At 57.0% G+C, this 13716-nt stretch carries 14 protein-coding genes; 5 read left to right on the forward strand and 9 right to left on the reverse strand.

The genetic code is table 11. The features are described from left to right. Window positions 1–44: 44 nt before the first annotated feature. Genes JYB84_RS10920 through xthA form a run of 3 tightly spaced genes read left to right on the forward strand, consistent with a single transcriptional unit; the run spans window position 45 to window position 1701 of the window. Window positions 45–590 (forward strand): septation protein A, encoded by a 546-nt coding sequence (locus JYB84_RS10920; RefSeq protein ID WP_207320115.1) that lies wholly within the window; start codon window positions 45–47, stop codon window positions 588–590. Then, entirely contained in the window at window positions 590–889 is a 300-nt protein-coding gene (locus JYB84_RS10925) for a YciI family protein (RefSeq protein ID WP_207323194.1), read from the forward strand. The genes JYB84_RS10920 and JYB84_RS10925 overlap by 1 nt, the downstream gene beginning before the upstream one ends. Further along, window positions 889–1701: an exodeoxyribonuclease III gene (xthA, locus tag JYB84_RS10930; RefSeq protein WP_207320116.1), complete on the forward strand. Its 813-nt coding sequence runs from the start codon at window positions 889–891 to the stop codon at window positions 1699–1701. The genes JYB84_RS10925 and xthA overlap by 1 nt, the downstream gene beginning before the upstream one ends. A gap of 79 nt (window positions 1702–1780) precedes the next feature. On the opposite strand, the gene JYB84_RS10935 is transcribed toward xthA, so the two are convergent. From JYB84_RS10935 to JYB84_RS10945, 3 genes are all read right to left on the reverse strand, one after another. Next, window positions 1781–3214: a methyl-accepting chemotaxis protein gene (locus JYB84_RS10935; RefSeq protein WP_207320117.1), complete on the reverse strand. Its 1434-nt coding sequence runs from the start codon at window positions 3212–3214 to the stop codon at window positions 1781–1783. Between the two features lie 85 nt (window positions 3215–3299). Further along, window positions 3300–3776, reverse strand: coding sequence for a DUF1097 domain-containing protein (locus JYB84_RS10940; protein ID WP_207320118.1), 477 nt, complete (start codon window positions 3774–3776; stop codon window positions 3300–3302). A gap of 106 nt (window positions 3777–3882) precedes the next feature. Then, window positions 3883–4524, reverse strand: a complete 642-nt coding sequence (locus tag JYB84_RS10945) for an MBL fold metallo-hydrolase (protein ID WP_207320119.1) — start codon at window positions 4522–4524, stop codon at window positions 3883–3885. A gap of 203 nt (window positions 4525–4727) precedes the next feature. On the opposite strand from JYB84_RS10945, the gene JYB84_RS10950 reads away from it, so the two are divergent. Next, complete coding sequence (locus JYB84_RS10950; RefSeq protein ID WP_207320120.1) at window positions 4728–6017, forward strand: alpha/beta fold hydrolase; 1290 nt, start codon at window positions 4728–4730, stop codon at window positions 6015–6017. A 264-nt stretch (window positions 6018–6281) separates the two neighbouring features. Further along, entirely contained in the window at window positions 6282–6476 is a 195-nt protein-coding gene (locus JYB84_RS10955) for a DUF4250 domain-containing protein (RefSeq protein WP_207320121.1), read from the forward strand. A gap of 6 nt (window positions 6477–6482) precedes the next feature. On the opposite strand, the gene JYB84_RS10960 is transcribed toward JYB84_RS10955, so the two are convergent. The 6 genes from JYB84_RS10960 to truA all read right to left on the reverse strand — a co-directional run bounded on the left by JYB84_RS10960 (window position 6483) and on the right by truA (window position 13645). Continuing rightward, window positions 6483–8561, reverse strand: coding sequence for a DNA topoisomerase III (locus JYB84_RS10960; protein WP_207320122.1), 2079 nt, complete (start codon window positions 8559–8561; stop codon window positions 6483–6485). A 135-nt stretch (window positions 8562–8696) separates the two neighbouring features. After that, on the reverse strand, window positions 8697–10211 hold the full coding sequence (gene purF, locus JYB84_RS10965) for an amidophosphoribosyltransferase (protein WP_207320123.1): 1515 nt from the start codon (window positions 10209–10211) through the stop codon (window positions 8697–8699). A 38-nt stretch (window positions 10212–10249) separates the two neighbouring features. Then, window positions 10250–10738 (reverse strand): CvpA family protein, encoded by a 489-nt coding sequence (locus JYB84_RS10970; protein ID WP_207320124.1) that lies wholly within the window; start codon window positions 10736–10738, stop codon window positions 10250–10252. 105 nt (window positions 10739–10843) lie between these two features. Further along, window positions 10844–11497, reverse strand: a complete 654-nt coding sequence (dedD, locus tag JYB84_RS10975) for a cell division protein DedD (RefSeq protein WP_207320125.1) — start codon at window positions 11495–11497, stop codon at window positions 10844–10846. A 2-nt stretch (window positions 11498–11499) separates the two neighbouring features. Next, window positions 11500–12756 carry a bifunctional tetrahydrofolate synthase/dihydrofolate synthase gene (gene folC, locus JYB84_RS10980; RefSeq protein ID WP_207320126.1) on the reverse strand — a complete coding sequence of 419 codons (1257 nt, stop codon included), beginning with the start codon at window positions 12754–12756 and terminating at the stop codon, window positions 11500–11502. Between the two features lie 103 nt (window positions 12757–12859). Further along, window positions 12860–13645, reverse strand: coding sequence for a tRNA pseudouridine(38-40) synthase TruA (gene truA, locus JYB84_RS10985; RefSeq protein WP_207320127.1), 786 nt, complete (start codon window positions 13643–13645; stop codon window positions 12860–12862). Window positions 13646–13716 lie beyond the last annotated feature (71 nt).

Raw genomic sequence — 13716 nt, forward strand, 5'->3', positions numbered from 1 at the left:
GGGCGTGCTACACTCGCTGCTTTGCCGTCTTGTTTGGGATTTCCATGAAACAACTGCTGGACTTTCTGCCGCTGCTGGTCTTTTTCATCGTCTATAAATTTTTTGATATCTATGCAGCCACCGGCGCACTTATCGCCGCCAGTGTGCTGCAATTGATAGCGACCTTTGTTATCTACCGTAAAATCGAAAAGATGCTCTGGTTCACCTTCACCCTGGTCTTGCTGTTCGGCAGCATGACGCTGATTTTCCACAATGACGCCTTTATCAAATGGAAGGTCACCATCATTTATGGCGTGTTTGCCACTATCTTCGCCGTGACCCAGCTGATGGGCCGCCCCGTACTCAAGTCACTGCTGGGGCAGGAACTGAGGGTGGCAGACAAATATTGGGCCAGGGTCAGCTGGTACTGGGTGGCATTCTTTGTCAGCTGCGGCCTTGGCAATATCTATGTGGCCTTTGAGCTGCCACTGGAAGTCTGGGTGAATTTCAAGGTGTTTGGCCTCACGGCTCTGACCTTAATCAACCTGTTTGGCACAGTATTTTATCTCTACAAGCATTTACCCGAAGAGCAACAGAAGGAACTTAAATGATGTGGTACATGATCTCTTCCCAGGACGTTGAAAACAGCCTGGAAAAACGTCTGGCAGCCCGTCCCGCCCATTTGGCCAGATTACAGGAGCTGGCCGATGAAGGTCGCCTGTTGACCGCGGGCCCACATCCGGCCATCGACAGCGAGAATCCCGGCGAAGCGGGTTTCTCCGGCTCCCTGGTGGTTGCCGAGTTTGAATCCCTGGAAGCGGCCAAGGCCTGGGCCGATGCCGATCCTTATATCGCCGCCGGTGTCTACGCCAGCGTGATAGTCAAACCCTTCAAGCGAGTGCTGCCCTGATGAAGATTGTCTCCTTCAATATCAATGGCCTGCGCTCTCGCCTGCACCAGTTGCAGGCGCTTATCGATACCCAGCGGCCGGATATCATAGGCCTGCAGGAAACCAAGGTCCACGATGAGGCCTTCCCTCTGGAAGACGTGCTGGCCATGGGCTACAAGGTGCATTACCACGGTGGCAAGGCCCATTACGGGGTTGCCCTGCTGTCCAAAGAAGAGCCTGAATCTGTGTCCAAGGGTTTCCCCTGGGATGAAGAGGACGCCCAGCGCCGACTGATCATGGGCCAATTCCGTCAGGCCAATGGCCGACTGTTGACAGTGATCAACGGCTATTTCCCCCAGGGTGAAAGCCGTGACCACGAAACCAAGTTCCCCGCCAAGCGCAAGTTCTACGCCGATCTGCAGCGCCTGCTCAGCGAGTCCTTCAGTCCGGATCAGGATATTGCCGTCATAGGTGATATCAATATCTCGCCAATCGATCTCGACATAGGCATAGGCGAAGTGAATGCCAAACGCTGGCTCAAGACCGGCAAGTGCAGCTTCCTGCCGGAAGAGCGCGAGTGGCTGGCAACCCTGAAATCCTGGGGCTTTGATGACAGCTTCCGTCTGCTGCATCCGGAGCAGGATGGGGTTTACTCCTGGTTCGATTACCGCAGCAAGGGTTTCGATGACAATCGTGGCCTGCGCATCGATGTGATCCTGACCACAGCCAGCCTGAGCCAAAGGCTCAAGGCCTCAGGTGTGGACTACGAGTTGAGGGCCATGGAAAAGCCCTCGGACCATGCCCCGGTGTGGAGCGAGTTCAGCCCGGCCTGACACGGCTAACATGACACAGCTAAAAAGGGGCGCTCACGGCGCCCCTTTTCTATTCAGACAGGTTCATTCAAACACTTAATCAGACACGGTACCTGTGCAGTATGTCATCCAGACCAGCCGACGCCTTGTCGAGATCCTGTGACAGGGCCAGGGCCCTGTGGGCGTTGTCGCTTATCACTCCGGATTGACTGCGGATCTCATTGAGCTGATGGCTTATCTCCCGACAGGCCACACTTTGCTGCTCAGCCGAAGCGGCTATCTGACTGGCCATGTCAAACACCTGATTGACCGAGTCGGCCATTTGCGCCACATCATCCCCCACCAAGGCAATGGCCTCACGGCGGGTATCGGCCTCTGTCACTATCTCCCCGGTAATGTTCGCCAGTCCCCGGGTACCGGATTGCAGACTCTCTATCATGCCCTGAATTTCCACCGTTGCCTGCTGGGTGCGCCCGGCCAGGGTACGCACCTCGTCAGCCACCACGGCAAAACCCCGACCCTGCTCGCCGGCGCGGGCCGCCTCAATGGCGGCATTCAGCGCCAGCAAATTGGTCTGCTCGGAAATACTGTTGATTGTGGTCACCACCGCATTGATTTCGGTCGCTTCACGGGACAGGGCACTGACCGAGTCCGAGGCGCTGCCAATCTTGCCCGACAGGGTCGCAATGCCCTGCACGGTTGCCGCAATCCGCTGCTGACTGGCGTTAACGGCGCCGGCGTTGGACTTGGTTTGGCTTGACGTCAGACTGGCATTGGCCGAAACCTCTTCGATGGCATTGGCCATTTCAGACATGGCCACCGTCACCGAATCAAGAAAATGATGTTGGTTGCGGATAAGGTCATCGCTGGCCTTGGCCTGCTGATTGAACTCCCTGGCCGCCTTCGACAGGGTTTCGGCGTTGCCGCCGATGGCGGCCACCATATCGCTCATGTTATCCGCGCAGCGATCGATTTCCCTGGCAATCAAACTGAAATCATCGGTACCGAAAAAGTTGAGTCTTTGGGTCAAATCTCCGTCTGCCAGACGCTTGATGGCCATGTACATGTCCCATAAACCACCCCCAAGGGAAGTGGAAATCCAGTAGCTGAGCTGAAACAAGGGCAACAAACCCAGGGCAGCGAGCCACAGCATCAAGCTGGCATCACCGCGGGCCTCGGCCTCACGACTTCTTACCTGCTCGCTGTAGCCCAGGCTTTGCCCCTGCCATTGCCCGGTGGCCGTGACCGTATCACCGCGCCGCCCGGCTCTGGATTGGGGTTCAAGCCCAAGTGCCGTCATCAACGCCGGTCTGGCATCTTCGGATACCGAATCCAGGGCTGCCAATTTGGCATCCAGGGCAGCCTGCACGGCCCTGGCACTGCCATCTTCAATCAGTTTCAGCTCAAGACGGTAATTGGCCAGCGCCACAGCGGCCGTGATGGCCGCCACCATGGAGCACACGACCCAGAACTTGCCATTAAGGCTCAGCTTGATCAGTAGAGCGTCAATTTTACGAAAGGTGATTTGTTTCATCTTATGCTTCCTTCACCGTTGCGCGGCTGCATTGCCAAGTATAGTTGGCCGCAACCGGAACACAGTGTGGCTATGTTCCCAAGTCCTATGCCTTAAGCCCTTCAATACCCAGATATTGCAGCAGTTGCTCTATGGCCGAGGTCAGCTTGGCCATGGCCAGCCCCAAGGCCGCGCCCAACATAAGGGGGAGCAAAGCCACCACAGGCTCGCCACCGGCCACAAACAGGCCGCAGCAGCCGATAAAAGCGGCAGGAATAAAAGACAGGGCCCTGTGGCAAGCCTGCAGGCACATGGCGGAGGTAGCCACACCGGTCAGCAGATAACCGAGCCAGGGAGTCGGCATAGCGCCACCGCCCTTGAGTATCAGCCAGGCCCAGAACAGGCCCGATATTAAGGTCAGGTTGCAATATAACCAGCCCTTGGCATCAAGCCGGCCTTGGGCGAAGAAGGCGCTGCAACCGAGAAAGCCTGCCACTGTCAGCAGGCCGAAGTGATCGGCAAACGCGGCCCAAACGGCCGCCAATAGCCCGGCAGCGATCGCCGCCGGCATACGGTTCCACATGATTAACCCCGGATTTTGTATTTTTAGTTTGGTAAAAATACGTCAATCAAGGCTGCAAAAACCGGACTTGGGGCAAAGTTTATGAAATAAAACACCAAAACCGGCATCAGCCAAATCGGGGATCCGCCACGAAGGGGTTGCTGAGGCGCTCTCTGGCAAAGGTCGACATGGGGCCATGGCCGGGTATGAAGCTGACGTCACCGAGCGGCCATAACTTGTTTTTGATGGAGTGCAGCAACTGCTCATGATTGGAGCGTGGAAAATCGGTGCGACCTATGGAGCCATTGAACAGCACATCCCCCACCAGCGCCAGCATGTCGGCACGATGGAAAAACACCAGGTGGCCCGGCGTGTGGCCCGGGCAATGCAACACTTCCAGGCGCTCTTCCCCTATGCTGATGACATCCCCTTCCACCAGGTAACGACTGGGCTCAAACGCGGCACAAAGGGGAAAACCAAAACGTTGACTCTGCTGCGGCAGCATCTGCAACCAGAAACTGTCATCTTCATGGGGCCCGAGGATCTCTACCCCAAAGCTTTCGGCCATTTCAACCGCGGCGCCCACATGGTCCAGGTGCCCGTGGGTTAGCAGCACTTTTTCCAGACTCAGACCAAGGCGGGATATTTCGGCGCGGATCCGCTCCGGGTTACCACCGGGATCGACCACAGCGGCCTTGAGGCTGCTTTCACACCAGAGCAAGGTGCAATTTTGCTGAAAGGGCGTCACAGGAATAATGAGATACTTCATAAAAACTTTTGATAACAACCAGTGCGTGGAAAAACTGGCCCTAGAGTACGCCAGCCGAATGATAAATTGCCAGCCTGCAGCGGATAAAACCTGCAAACTGCGATCTGTCCGCGTCGACCGATTTTGCGCTGAAAAAGGCTAATGGCTGCCACAGGCCGGTATTTTTGTATACAATTCGACGCACATGTCTTTCGGAGTCAGAAATGCACAGCACCCAAAAACTCGCCGGCGTTATTGCCCACAAACACCAATTCCAGGTCCCTCTGGATCACAGTCAGCCCAATGGGGCCAAGATTGATCTTTTCGTGCGCGAACTGGTCCGTTGCGGCAAGGAAAACGCCGAACTGCCCTTCCTGGTGTATTTCCAGGGCGGCCCGGGATTCGCGGCCCAAAGGCCCATGGGCGATTCAGGCTGGATTAAAAGGGCATTGGATGAATACCGGGTGCTGCTGCTCGACCAGCGTGGTACCGGGCTGTCGTCGCCCATCAATTACCAAAGCCTCGCCGGCCTGAATCCCAATGAACAGGCCGAATACCTGAGCCATTTTCGCGCCGACAACATTGTCAGGGATGCAGAATGGGTTCGGGGCAAACTGAGCCCAGACACGCCCTGGACCATATTGGGGCAAAGTTTCGGCGGCTTTTGTGTGCTCAACTACTTAAGCTTTGCACCACAGGGACTCAAAGAAGCCTATATCACCGGCGGCATACCGCCTCTGAGCCTCAATGCCGATGCCGTATACCGCGCCACCTATAAGCGGGTACTGCAGAAAAACCGCGACTTTCACCACCGCTTCCCCGATGCCCAGGCGCTGCTCGACAAACTTGCCGCCCATATAACACAGCACAAGCCCAGGCTTGCCAGTGGTGAAACCCTGACGGTGGAAATGCTGCAGCTGCTCGGGATCCAATTGGGTATGGAAGGCGGCCCCGAAGCCGTGTATTACCTGCTGGAACAGGCACTGTTGCAAACCACCCAGGGCACTGTGCTCAATCCCTTTTTCGCGGTGCAATTCAGTCAGATGCTGGATTACAACAGCAATCCACTGTTTGCCGTGCTGCACGAGGCCATCTATTGCCAGGGCCAGGCGTCCGACTGGGCCGCCCACAGGGTAAGGAACGACTATCCCGAGTTTCACTACGATGCCGACAAGCCTTTATTGCTGACCGGAGAAATGATTTACCCCTGGATGTTTGAGCAATTTGCCAGCCTTCGCCCCCTGCGCGATGCCGCACACCTGCTGGCAGCCAAGCAGGACTGGCCTGCGCTCTATGACGAGCAGCAACTGGGGCAAAACCAGGTACCCGTCGCAGCGGCCATCTACAGCGAAGACATGTTTGTCGAGATGGAATACAGCCTGGCCACGGCGGCCAAGGTCAAGGGACTGCGCTACTGGCTGACTTCTGAATATGAGCACAATGGCATCCGCATGGATGGTGAGCGGGTGCTGAACAGGCTAATCGCCCTTAACCGTGGCAAGCTGCTGCGCTGAGCCAATGGCGTAAGCAGATGATAAAGCGCATGACTTGGCGATAAACCGAGCTGATTCAGTCTCGGTTAAGGCTCGTGGGGCACAATCAACAGTGTTCCAACCGTTCCGTGAATTGATCATTGCTTTTAGAGCAAGCCCGCTTTGGCTTGCTCTTTTTTTTTGCTTGTTGCGCACTGCCAGGCCTTCTGCCCTCGCCTGTGGCTTGCCCGGGCCGGTACCCTGACCGATACTGTGAAAGAGCCTTTCACAAGGAGACCCAAACAGATGGATATTCACAATCCCCAAGCCCTGTCGCCGGAAATTTTGCTGGGTATAGTCAATGAGAAATTGCGGCTGCAGTGCAAGGATAAGGCCGAACTCCTGTACGAGCTGGATATGGATGGCGCCGAGCTGGACAGGCGTCTGGCCCGCTGCGGCTATCGTTACGATCCGATCAGCAACCAATATCGAGCCAAATAACTTAGCTCAGGCAATGGCACTGCTACGACTTTTGCCTGCCCCAGTCCCTTTGACAGCACTTCTCCTTGTGCTGCTGCCTGCTGTAGCGCCTGTCTTGGGTTTGGCACTATTACCTTTCGCAGTGGTTCCTTTGCGAGAATAGCTTTTAGAAGAGTTGCTTTTAGAAGAATTGCCTTTGGATGAATAGCCTTTGCGTCCAGCCCGGCCCTTTTTCCAGGCGGGTTTGGCGCTCACGCCGGCAAGCGCCGTCGGCACACTGGCGGCCGCCTCGGCAATCAGCCCCTGCAACTGCTCGGTCAAAGGTGCCATAAAGGCCTGATAGGCCAGTTCCCTGTGGCTGATGCCATTGAGCCGGCTTTCCCACAGCGCCGTCATATCGGCCGTGGTGGCCACCTCGGGCAGACTGGCGATAAGCCCCTTGCCGGCGTCGGTGGCCAATATCTGCTTACCCTGACGCACCAGAAAGCCCCGCTTGAACAGCAATTCGATAATCCCCGCCCGGGTCGCCTCTGTGCCCAGACCATCTGTTTCTTTGAGGATTTTCTTGATGTCGGCCGATTGCACATAGCGGGCTATGCCCGTCATGGCCGCCAGCAGTGTAGCATCGGTAAAATGCTTGGGGGGCTGAGTTTGCTTGCTGAGCAGTTCACCGCGCTCACAGTGCAGCGGTTCATTGGCATTGAGGGCCGGCAGATTTGACTGTCCCTCATCCTCTTCCAGCTGCTGGCCGAAGAGCGGCTTCCAACCGGGGCGGGTTATCCGTTTGGCCTTGCAGCCAAAGCGGCCACCGGCGATTTGCAGCAGCACCTCGGTCTCATCATATTCATGGTGGGGATAAAACTGTGCCAGGTACTGGCGGGCAATCTGGAGGTACAGTTGCCGCTCCCTGAGCGCCAGACTTCCCAGGTTGGCAACCTTCTCTGTCGGCACTATAGCATGGTGGGCATCGACCTTGCTATCGTCCCAGGCCTTGGACACCCGCTTGGGATCCGGCGCATCCAAACCCGCAGTCAGCTCGGCGGCGCCCTGGGCTATCGCAGCCAAGGTGGTCGGCACCTGTGCCAGCTGCGCCTTCGGCAGATGGCGACTGTCCGAGCGCGGATAGGTGATAAGTTTGTGCTTTTCATAGAGGGCCTGGGCGGTATCCAGCACCTCCTTGGCACTCATACCAAAACGTTTGCCGCAATCAATCTGCAGTGCCGACAAACTGTAGGGCAAGGGCGGCGCCTGTCTTTTGGGCTTGGTTTCCAGAGTTAACAACTGCGCCGGCTGATTGCCTATGCTGTCCACCACCTTTTGCGCCAGGCGCTGGGACAAGACCCGTCCTTCCTCATCCATGTAAGGCTGACAGGCGTCACTCGGTTGCCACTTGGCACAAAAGCGCTCGCCCCGGGTGGTGATGATATGGGCCATTACCTCGTAATAATCCCTGGGCAGGAAATTGGCTATCTCGGCATCGCGGCGCACCACCAGTCCCAGCAGAGGTGTCTGCACCCGGCCCACGGACAATACCCCCTGATAGCCCACCTTGCGCCCGGCCAGGGTATAGGCCCGGGTCATGTTCATGCCATAGAGCCAGTCGGCGCGACTGCGCGCCAGGGCCGAGGTGGCGAGCGGCACAAATTCCTTGTTGGACCTTTGCTGCGCCAGGGCCCGTTTCACCGCTTCGGGGTTGAGATCGCTGATCAGCAGCCTGCGGGTGTTGGCGAGCCTCGCCGCATCAACTCCGGCGAAGGACAGCACCTCGTCCACCAACAACTGCCCTTCCCGGTCGGGATCGCCGGCATGCACTATGGTGCTTGCCTGTTTCAGCAGGCGCTTGACCACGGCCAATTGCCCCTTGGCACTGGCTTTGGGCACCAGTTGCCAGCGCTCGGGCACTATGGGCAAGTGCTCAAACTGCCAGGATTTGAAGGCGGGATCGTAGGCATCGGGCTCGGCCTGCTCCAGCAGGTGGCCTATGCACCAGGTGACGCAATCGCCGTTACCGAGCTGGATATAGCCGTCACCCTTGGTGTGTGGCCTGGGCAACACATCGGCAATGGCCCGCCCCAGGCTGGGCTTCTCGGCAATATAGAGGATCATGGCGTTTAAAATACTGGATGAATTTACAGTAAAATGTAAACCAGCTGCGCTGACAAGGCAAGTTGGCCCCAGGGATCCGGCCGCAAAAACAACAACGCCGGTCACTTGGACCGGCGTTGCTCAAGCCAACATCTATCAGGGATGGCAGACGTTGTGCAGCTCAAGGTTGGTGCCAATATCCTTGTTGCGATTGGCCTTGGCGTCATCGTTGCGCAGCTGGGTCAAATGATCCAGGTAGGCCTGATCCACATCGTTGGTGATGTAGTGACCATCGAATACCGAGGTCTCAAAGCGCTTGATCTCCGGATTCTCCATACGTACGGCTTCCACCAGATCGCTCAGATTCTGGAAAATGATGCCATCGGCACCAATAAGCTTGGCAATCTCATCGGCATCACGACCATGAGCTATCAGCTCGTTGGAAGTGGGCATATCGATACCGTACACGTTCGGGAAACGGATTTCCGGGGCCGCAGAGGCAAAGTACACCTTCTTGGCGCCGGCTTCACGGGCCATTTCGATAATCTGCTCTGAGGTGGTACCGCGCACTATGGAGTCATCCACCAGCAGCACATTCTTGCCCTTGAATTCGGCGTTGATGGCATTGAGCTTGCGGCGCACCGACTTCTTGCGCTCCTGCTGACCGGGCATGATAAAGGTCCGGCCAATATAGCGGTTCTTCACGAAACCCTGGCGATATGGCAGATCCATGCAACGGGCGATTTCCAGTGCGATATCACAGGAAGTTTCGGGAATAGGGATCACCACGTCAATGTCATGGTCATACCATTCTTTCTTGATCTTCTCACCCAGCTTGGCGCCCATGTTGACCCGGCTGGCATACACAGACACCTTGTCTATGGTGGAGTCCGGACGGGCAAAATATACGAATTCGAAGATACAGGGTGAGTAGCTCGGCGTCGCGGCGCACTGGCGGGTAAACAACTGACCATCGAGGGTGATGTACACGGCCTCACCGGGGGCCACATCGCGCATCACCTCAAAGCCGACCGCGTCCAGGGCAACACTTTCGGAAGCCACCATGTACTCGGTACCTTTGGCAGTTTCGTGCTTGCCGAGCACCAGAGGGCGAATACCGTAAGGATCGCGGAAAGCCACCAGGCCTTCACCCACTATCATGGCCACCACGGCATAGGCGCCGCGGGTCTGGGCATGCACCTTGGTAACGGCCTCGAACACCTGCTCGCTTGAGAGGTGCTGGGTCTGCAACTGTTGCAGTTCATCGGCCAGCAGGTTCAACAACACTTCGGAATCCGAGGTGGTGTTTACGTGACGGCGTTGCTGCTTCAGACGTTCGGCCAACTCCAGGGTATTGGTCAGGTTACCGTTATGGGCCAGTGATATACCGTAGGGGGAGTTGACGTAGAAGGGCTGGGCTTCGGAGGCACTGGAGCTGCCGGCGGTAGGGTAACGCACATGGCCGATGCCGGCGTTACCCTGGAGACGTTGCATATGCTTGGGCTCGAACACATCGCGTACCAGGCCGTTGGCCTTGCGCAATCTGAAGGCGCCACCATCAACAGTGACTATGCCGGCCGCGTCTTGACCTCTGTGCTGAAGCACGGTCAAGGCATCATAGATGGTTTGGTTAACCGCTGAATGGCCAACAATTCCGACGATACCACACATGTGAGAGTTTCCTCGTATTTAAGATGTGATTGTATTTTTTATATTTTGGGTACAAAGCTAGAGGTATTTTCCAGGTAATGGAAAAACCACTGGATGACCACCCCAAACTCGGGGACCAAACGCGATGCCTTCCACCATGGGGTATTGGGCGCGCCGGTAAAGGCATCCAGGAAAAACAGCATGGCGCTGACGATCAATGCGCCGCGCAGGGCACCGAAGCACAGGCCAAGCAGCCTGTCGGTACCCGATAATCCGGTTTTGGCCACCAATTGGCCAAGCAAGTAATTGATGAGCGCGCCGAGGATGAGGGTGGTGACAAAGAGTATGGCAATGGCAATGCCATTGCGCAGCATTTCGTCGGCGACTTGGGTCAGTTGCTGTGCGAGATCCAGGTAAAACTGGCTGGCAATGAAAAAGGCCGCAAACCATACCACCAGAGACATGGCTTCTTTGGCAAAACCGCGGATCAGACTGATTAAGGTCGACAATCCGATGACAAAAATGATGGCGTAGTCAATCCAGACCATGGAATGGGCTTTCCGGCACAGGCTTCAGGACGGCGCGATTCTAACAGAGAAGCGGGAGATTCTCACCCCCGCGACGGCAAATAAATTGTTCGCAAGTGGCAACACTCAGCTTTCCAGTGGATCGTAAGCCACGACCTTGCCCTTGAGCTGGGTCAATTTCTCCACATCGGCAAGCAGGCGCGTGAGCTTCTCCTGGGATACATCGGGGCCGATATACACCTTGGTTAACTTGCCATCCACGGGCTTGGCCGGCAGGGTATAGGCGCTGAAACCAGCCTTGCGCAGCTTCTTCACCAGAGCCTGCACATTGGCAGCGTTGCTGAAGGCGCCCAATTGCACAGTCCAGGCCGCCTGCTTGGCGCTGCGCTGGGTTTGGGTCTGTACCGGCTTGGCCTGAGTTTGGGGCTGAGCCTTCGCAGTTTGCTTGACCTCGGCCTCTGTTGGTTTAGTCTCAGAACCACTGGGCTTGCGCTCAGGTTCACTTGGTTTGCGCTCGGGCTCAGGCTCGGCAGTGGCGGTTTCTGCCGGCAGCTCTTCGGCCGCAGACGACGCACCTGCATCCTCATCCTCAACCAGACTCTCGGGTTCAAACTGACTGGCGGGCAACAGCTCGGCACTGGCCTCCGGACGCAGGGGGATCTCGGCGAACTGCTCTTCCACCCGCGCCTTTTTGCCATCAAGAATATCGGGCAGGAAGATAACCCCCAGGGCCACCAACACCACGGTACCGACCAAACGGTTATGAAACTGACTCGACAAACCTAGTTACCACCCATCAATGACTTGAACCCGGACACAGTGTAAAAGGAGCCAAACACAATTACCACCTCATCCTTGCCGGCGTCGGCAAGCACGGCATCCCTGGCCTCGTCCATCCCGGCAAAACAGCGCACATTGGCGCTTGCCGGCAAACAGTCGCGCAAGGTGTCGGCACTTGCCCCGCGCTCCCCCCCCAGGCTCACCAGATACCAGTCGCTGATAACGGGCGTCATAATCTGCATCACGCCGGCGATATCCTTGTCTTTGAGCATGCCGCATACGGCGCGGATGCGCTTGCCGTCATAGGCGGCAAGTTGTTTTACCAGGAAACGGGCCGCATGGGGATTGTGGGCCACATCAAGGATGATGTCAGGCGCACTGGCTATCTGCTCCATCCTGCCTGTGAGCCGCGCCGCGGCAATGCCCCTGGCAATCTGCTCATCACTTATGTTCAGTGGCAATTGCTCAAGCACCGCAATCACGGTTGCGGCATTGGGCAGTGGCAACTGCGGCAAGGGTAGATTCTTCAGGCTGCGCAACTGCCCCTGGAAGTGCCACAGCTTGCCATCGTCACCATAGGAAAACTCCTGACCGACACGGTAAAGCCTGGCGCCTTTTTCTGCGGCAACCTCGAGTACTGTATGGGGCAGATCCGCCTCCCCCACCACGGCAGCCTTGTTCTCGCGGAATATGCCTGCCTTTTCCCGGCCAACGGCCTCGCGGGTGTTGCCAAGGAACGCCTGATGGTCCAAATCCACCGCGGTGATCACCGCCACATCGGCATTAATCAGGTTGGTGGCATCCAAACGCCCCCCCAGGCCCACCTCGAGGATCACCACATCCGGCTCGGCGGCAGCAAACAGCATCAGCCCCGCCAGGGTGGCGTATTCGAAAAAGGTCAGGGAAATCTCACCGCGAGCCGTTTCTATGGCGTCAAAGGCGGCAATGAGATCGGCATCGGCGGCATCTTTGCCCCCGATACGCACCCGCTCGTTGTACTTCAGCATATGGGGCGAGCTGTATACCCCGACACTGTAGCCGGCTCCGGCGAGCACAGATTCCAGCATGGCACAGGTGCTGCCCTTGCCATTGGTGCCGGCGACGGTAACCACCAGGCTCTTGGGTAAGCTGTCGACGCCCAGTCGCCTGGCCACGTCGGTCACCCGGCCAAGGCCCATTTCAATTTCGGTGGGATGGATGGACAGCTGGTAATCCAGCCATTGTTGCAGGGTTGAATCCCTGCCGGGGCGCATTTCCATAAAAGACAACTCGGTTGAATAAGGCGCGTGTTGGATAACAAGGTATGTAGTTAACAACGTAAGCCGCGCCCGGATGGCTCAAAAATTAGCACAGGGCCAAGATTCAGTCCAGCATGAACAAGGGGCCCAAAGCCAATTTAGGTATTTGAAATTCTTCGGGATAAGTCACATCAACCAGATAGAGACCATGGGGTTTGGCCGTGGCTGCAGCCAGGGTTCTGTCCTTGGCCTCAAGCAGGGTCGCCATCCAGTCCAGGGGCTGATTGCCAAGACCTATCTCCAACAGGGAGCCGACAATATTGCGCACCATATGGTGCAGGAAGGCATTGGCCTGGATGTCCACTATGATGTACATCCCCTGGCGGCTGACACTGACCTTGTGCACGTTGCGAAACGGGGTCTTCGACTGACAGCCTATGGCGCGAAAGCTGGTGAAATCCCGCTCCCCCAGCAGCGCCTGAGCCGCCAAATGCATCTTTTGCTCGTCTATGTCGCCATGATAATGACTGACCCCGTGACGCAGGATCCCGGGGCGGAAATTGTGGTTGTATATGACATAGCGATAGCGTCTGGCTGTGGCTGAGAAGCGGGCATGGAAGTCCTCGCTCACGGGTCTGGCCCAGCGCACGGCCACGGCATCGGGGAGATGCACATTCACCCCCAAGGTCCAGGCCCCGTCCTTGCGTATGGCCTGAGTATCAAAATGCACCACCTGGCCCGTGGCATGGACACCGGCATCGGTGCGACCGGCGCACTGCACTTCTATGGGTTCATTGGCCACAATGGACAGGGCCCGCTCCAATTGCGCCTGCACCGAGTCCACCTCGGCCTGGCGCTGCCAGCCATAAAATTTGCTGCCGTCGTATTCAATTCCCAGGGCAATGCGCATGTCTATTCTCACATATCTCGAACAAGGCGGCGGATTTTAGCATAGTCACGGCGCCAGTCCCGAAAAAAAAC

Source organism: Shewanella cyperi (genome assembly GCF_017354985.1).
GTDB lineage: Bacteria > Pseudomonadota > Gammaproteobacteria > Enterobacterales > Shewanellaceae > Shewanella > Shewanella cyperi.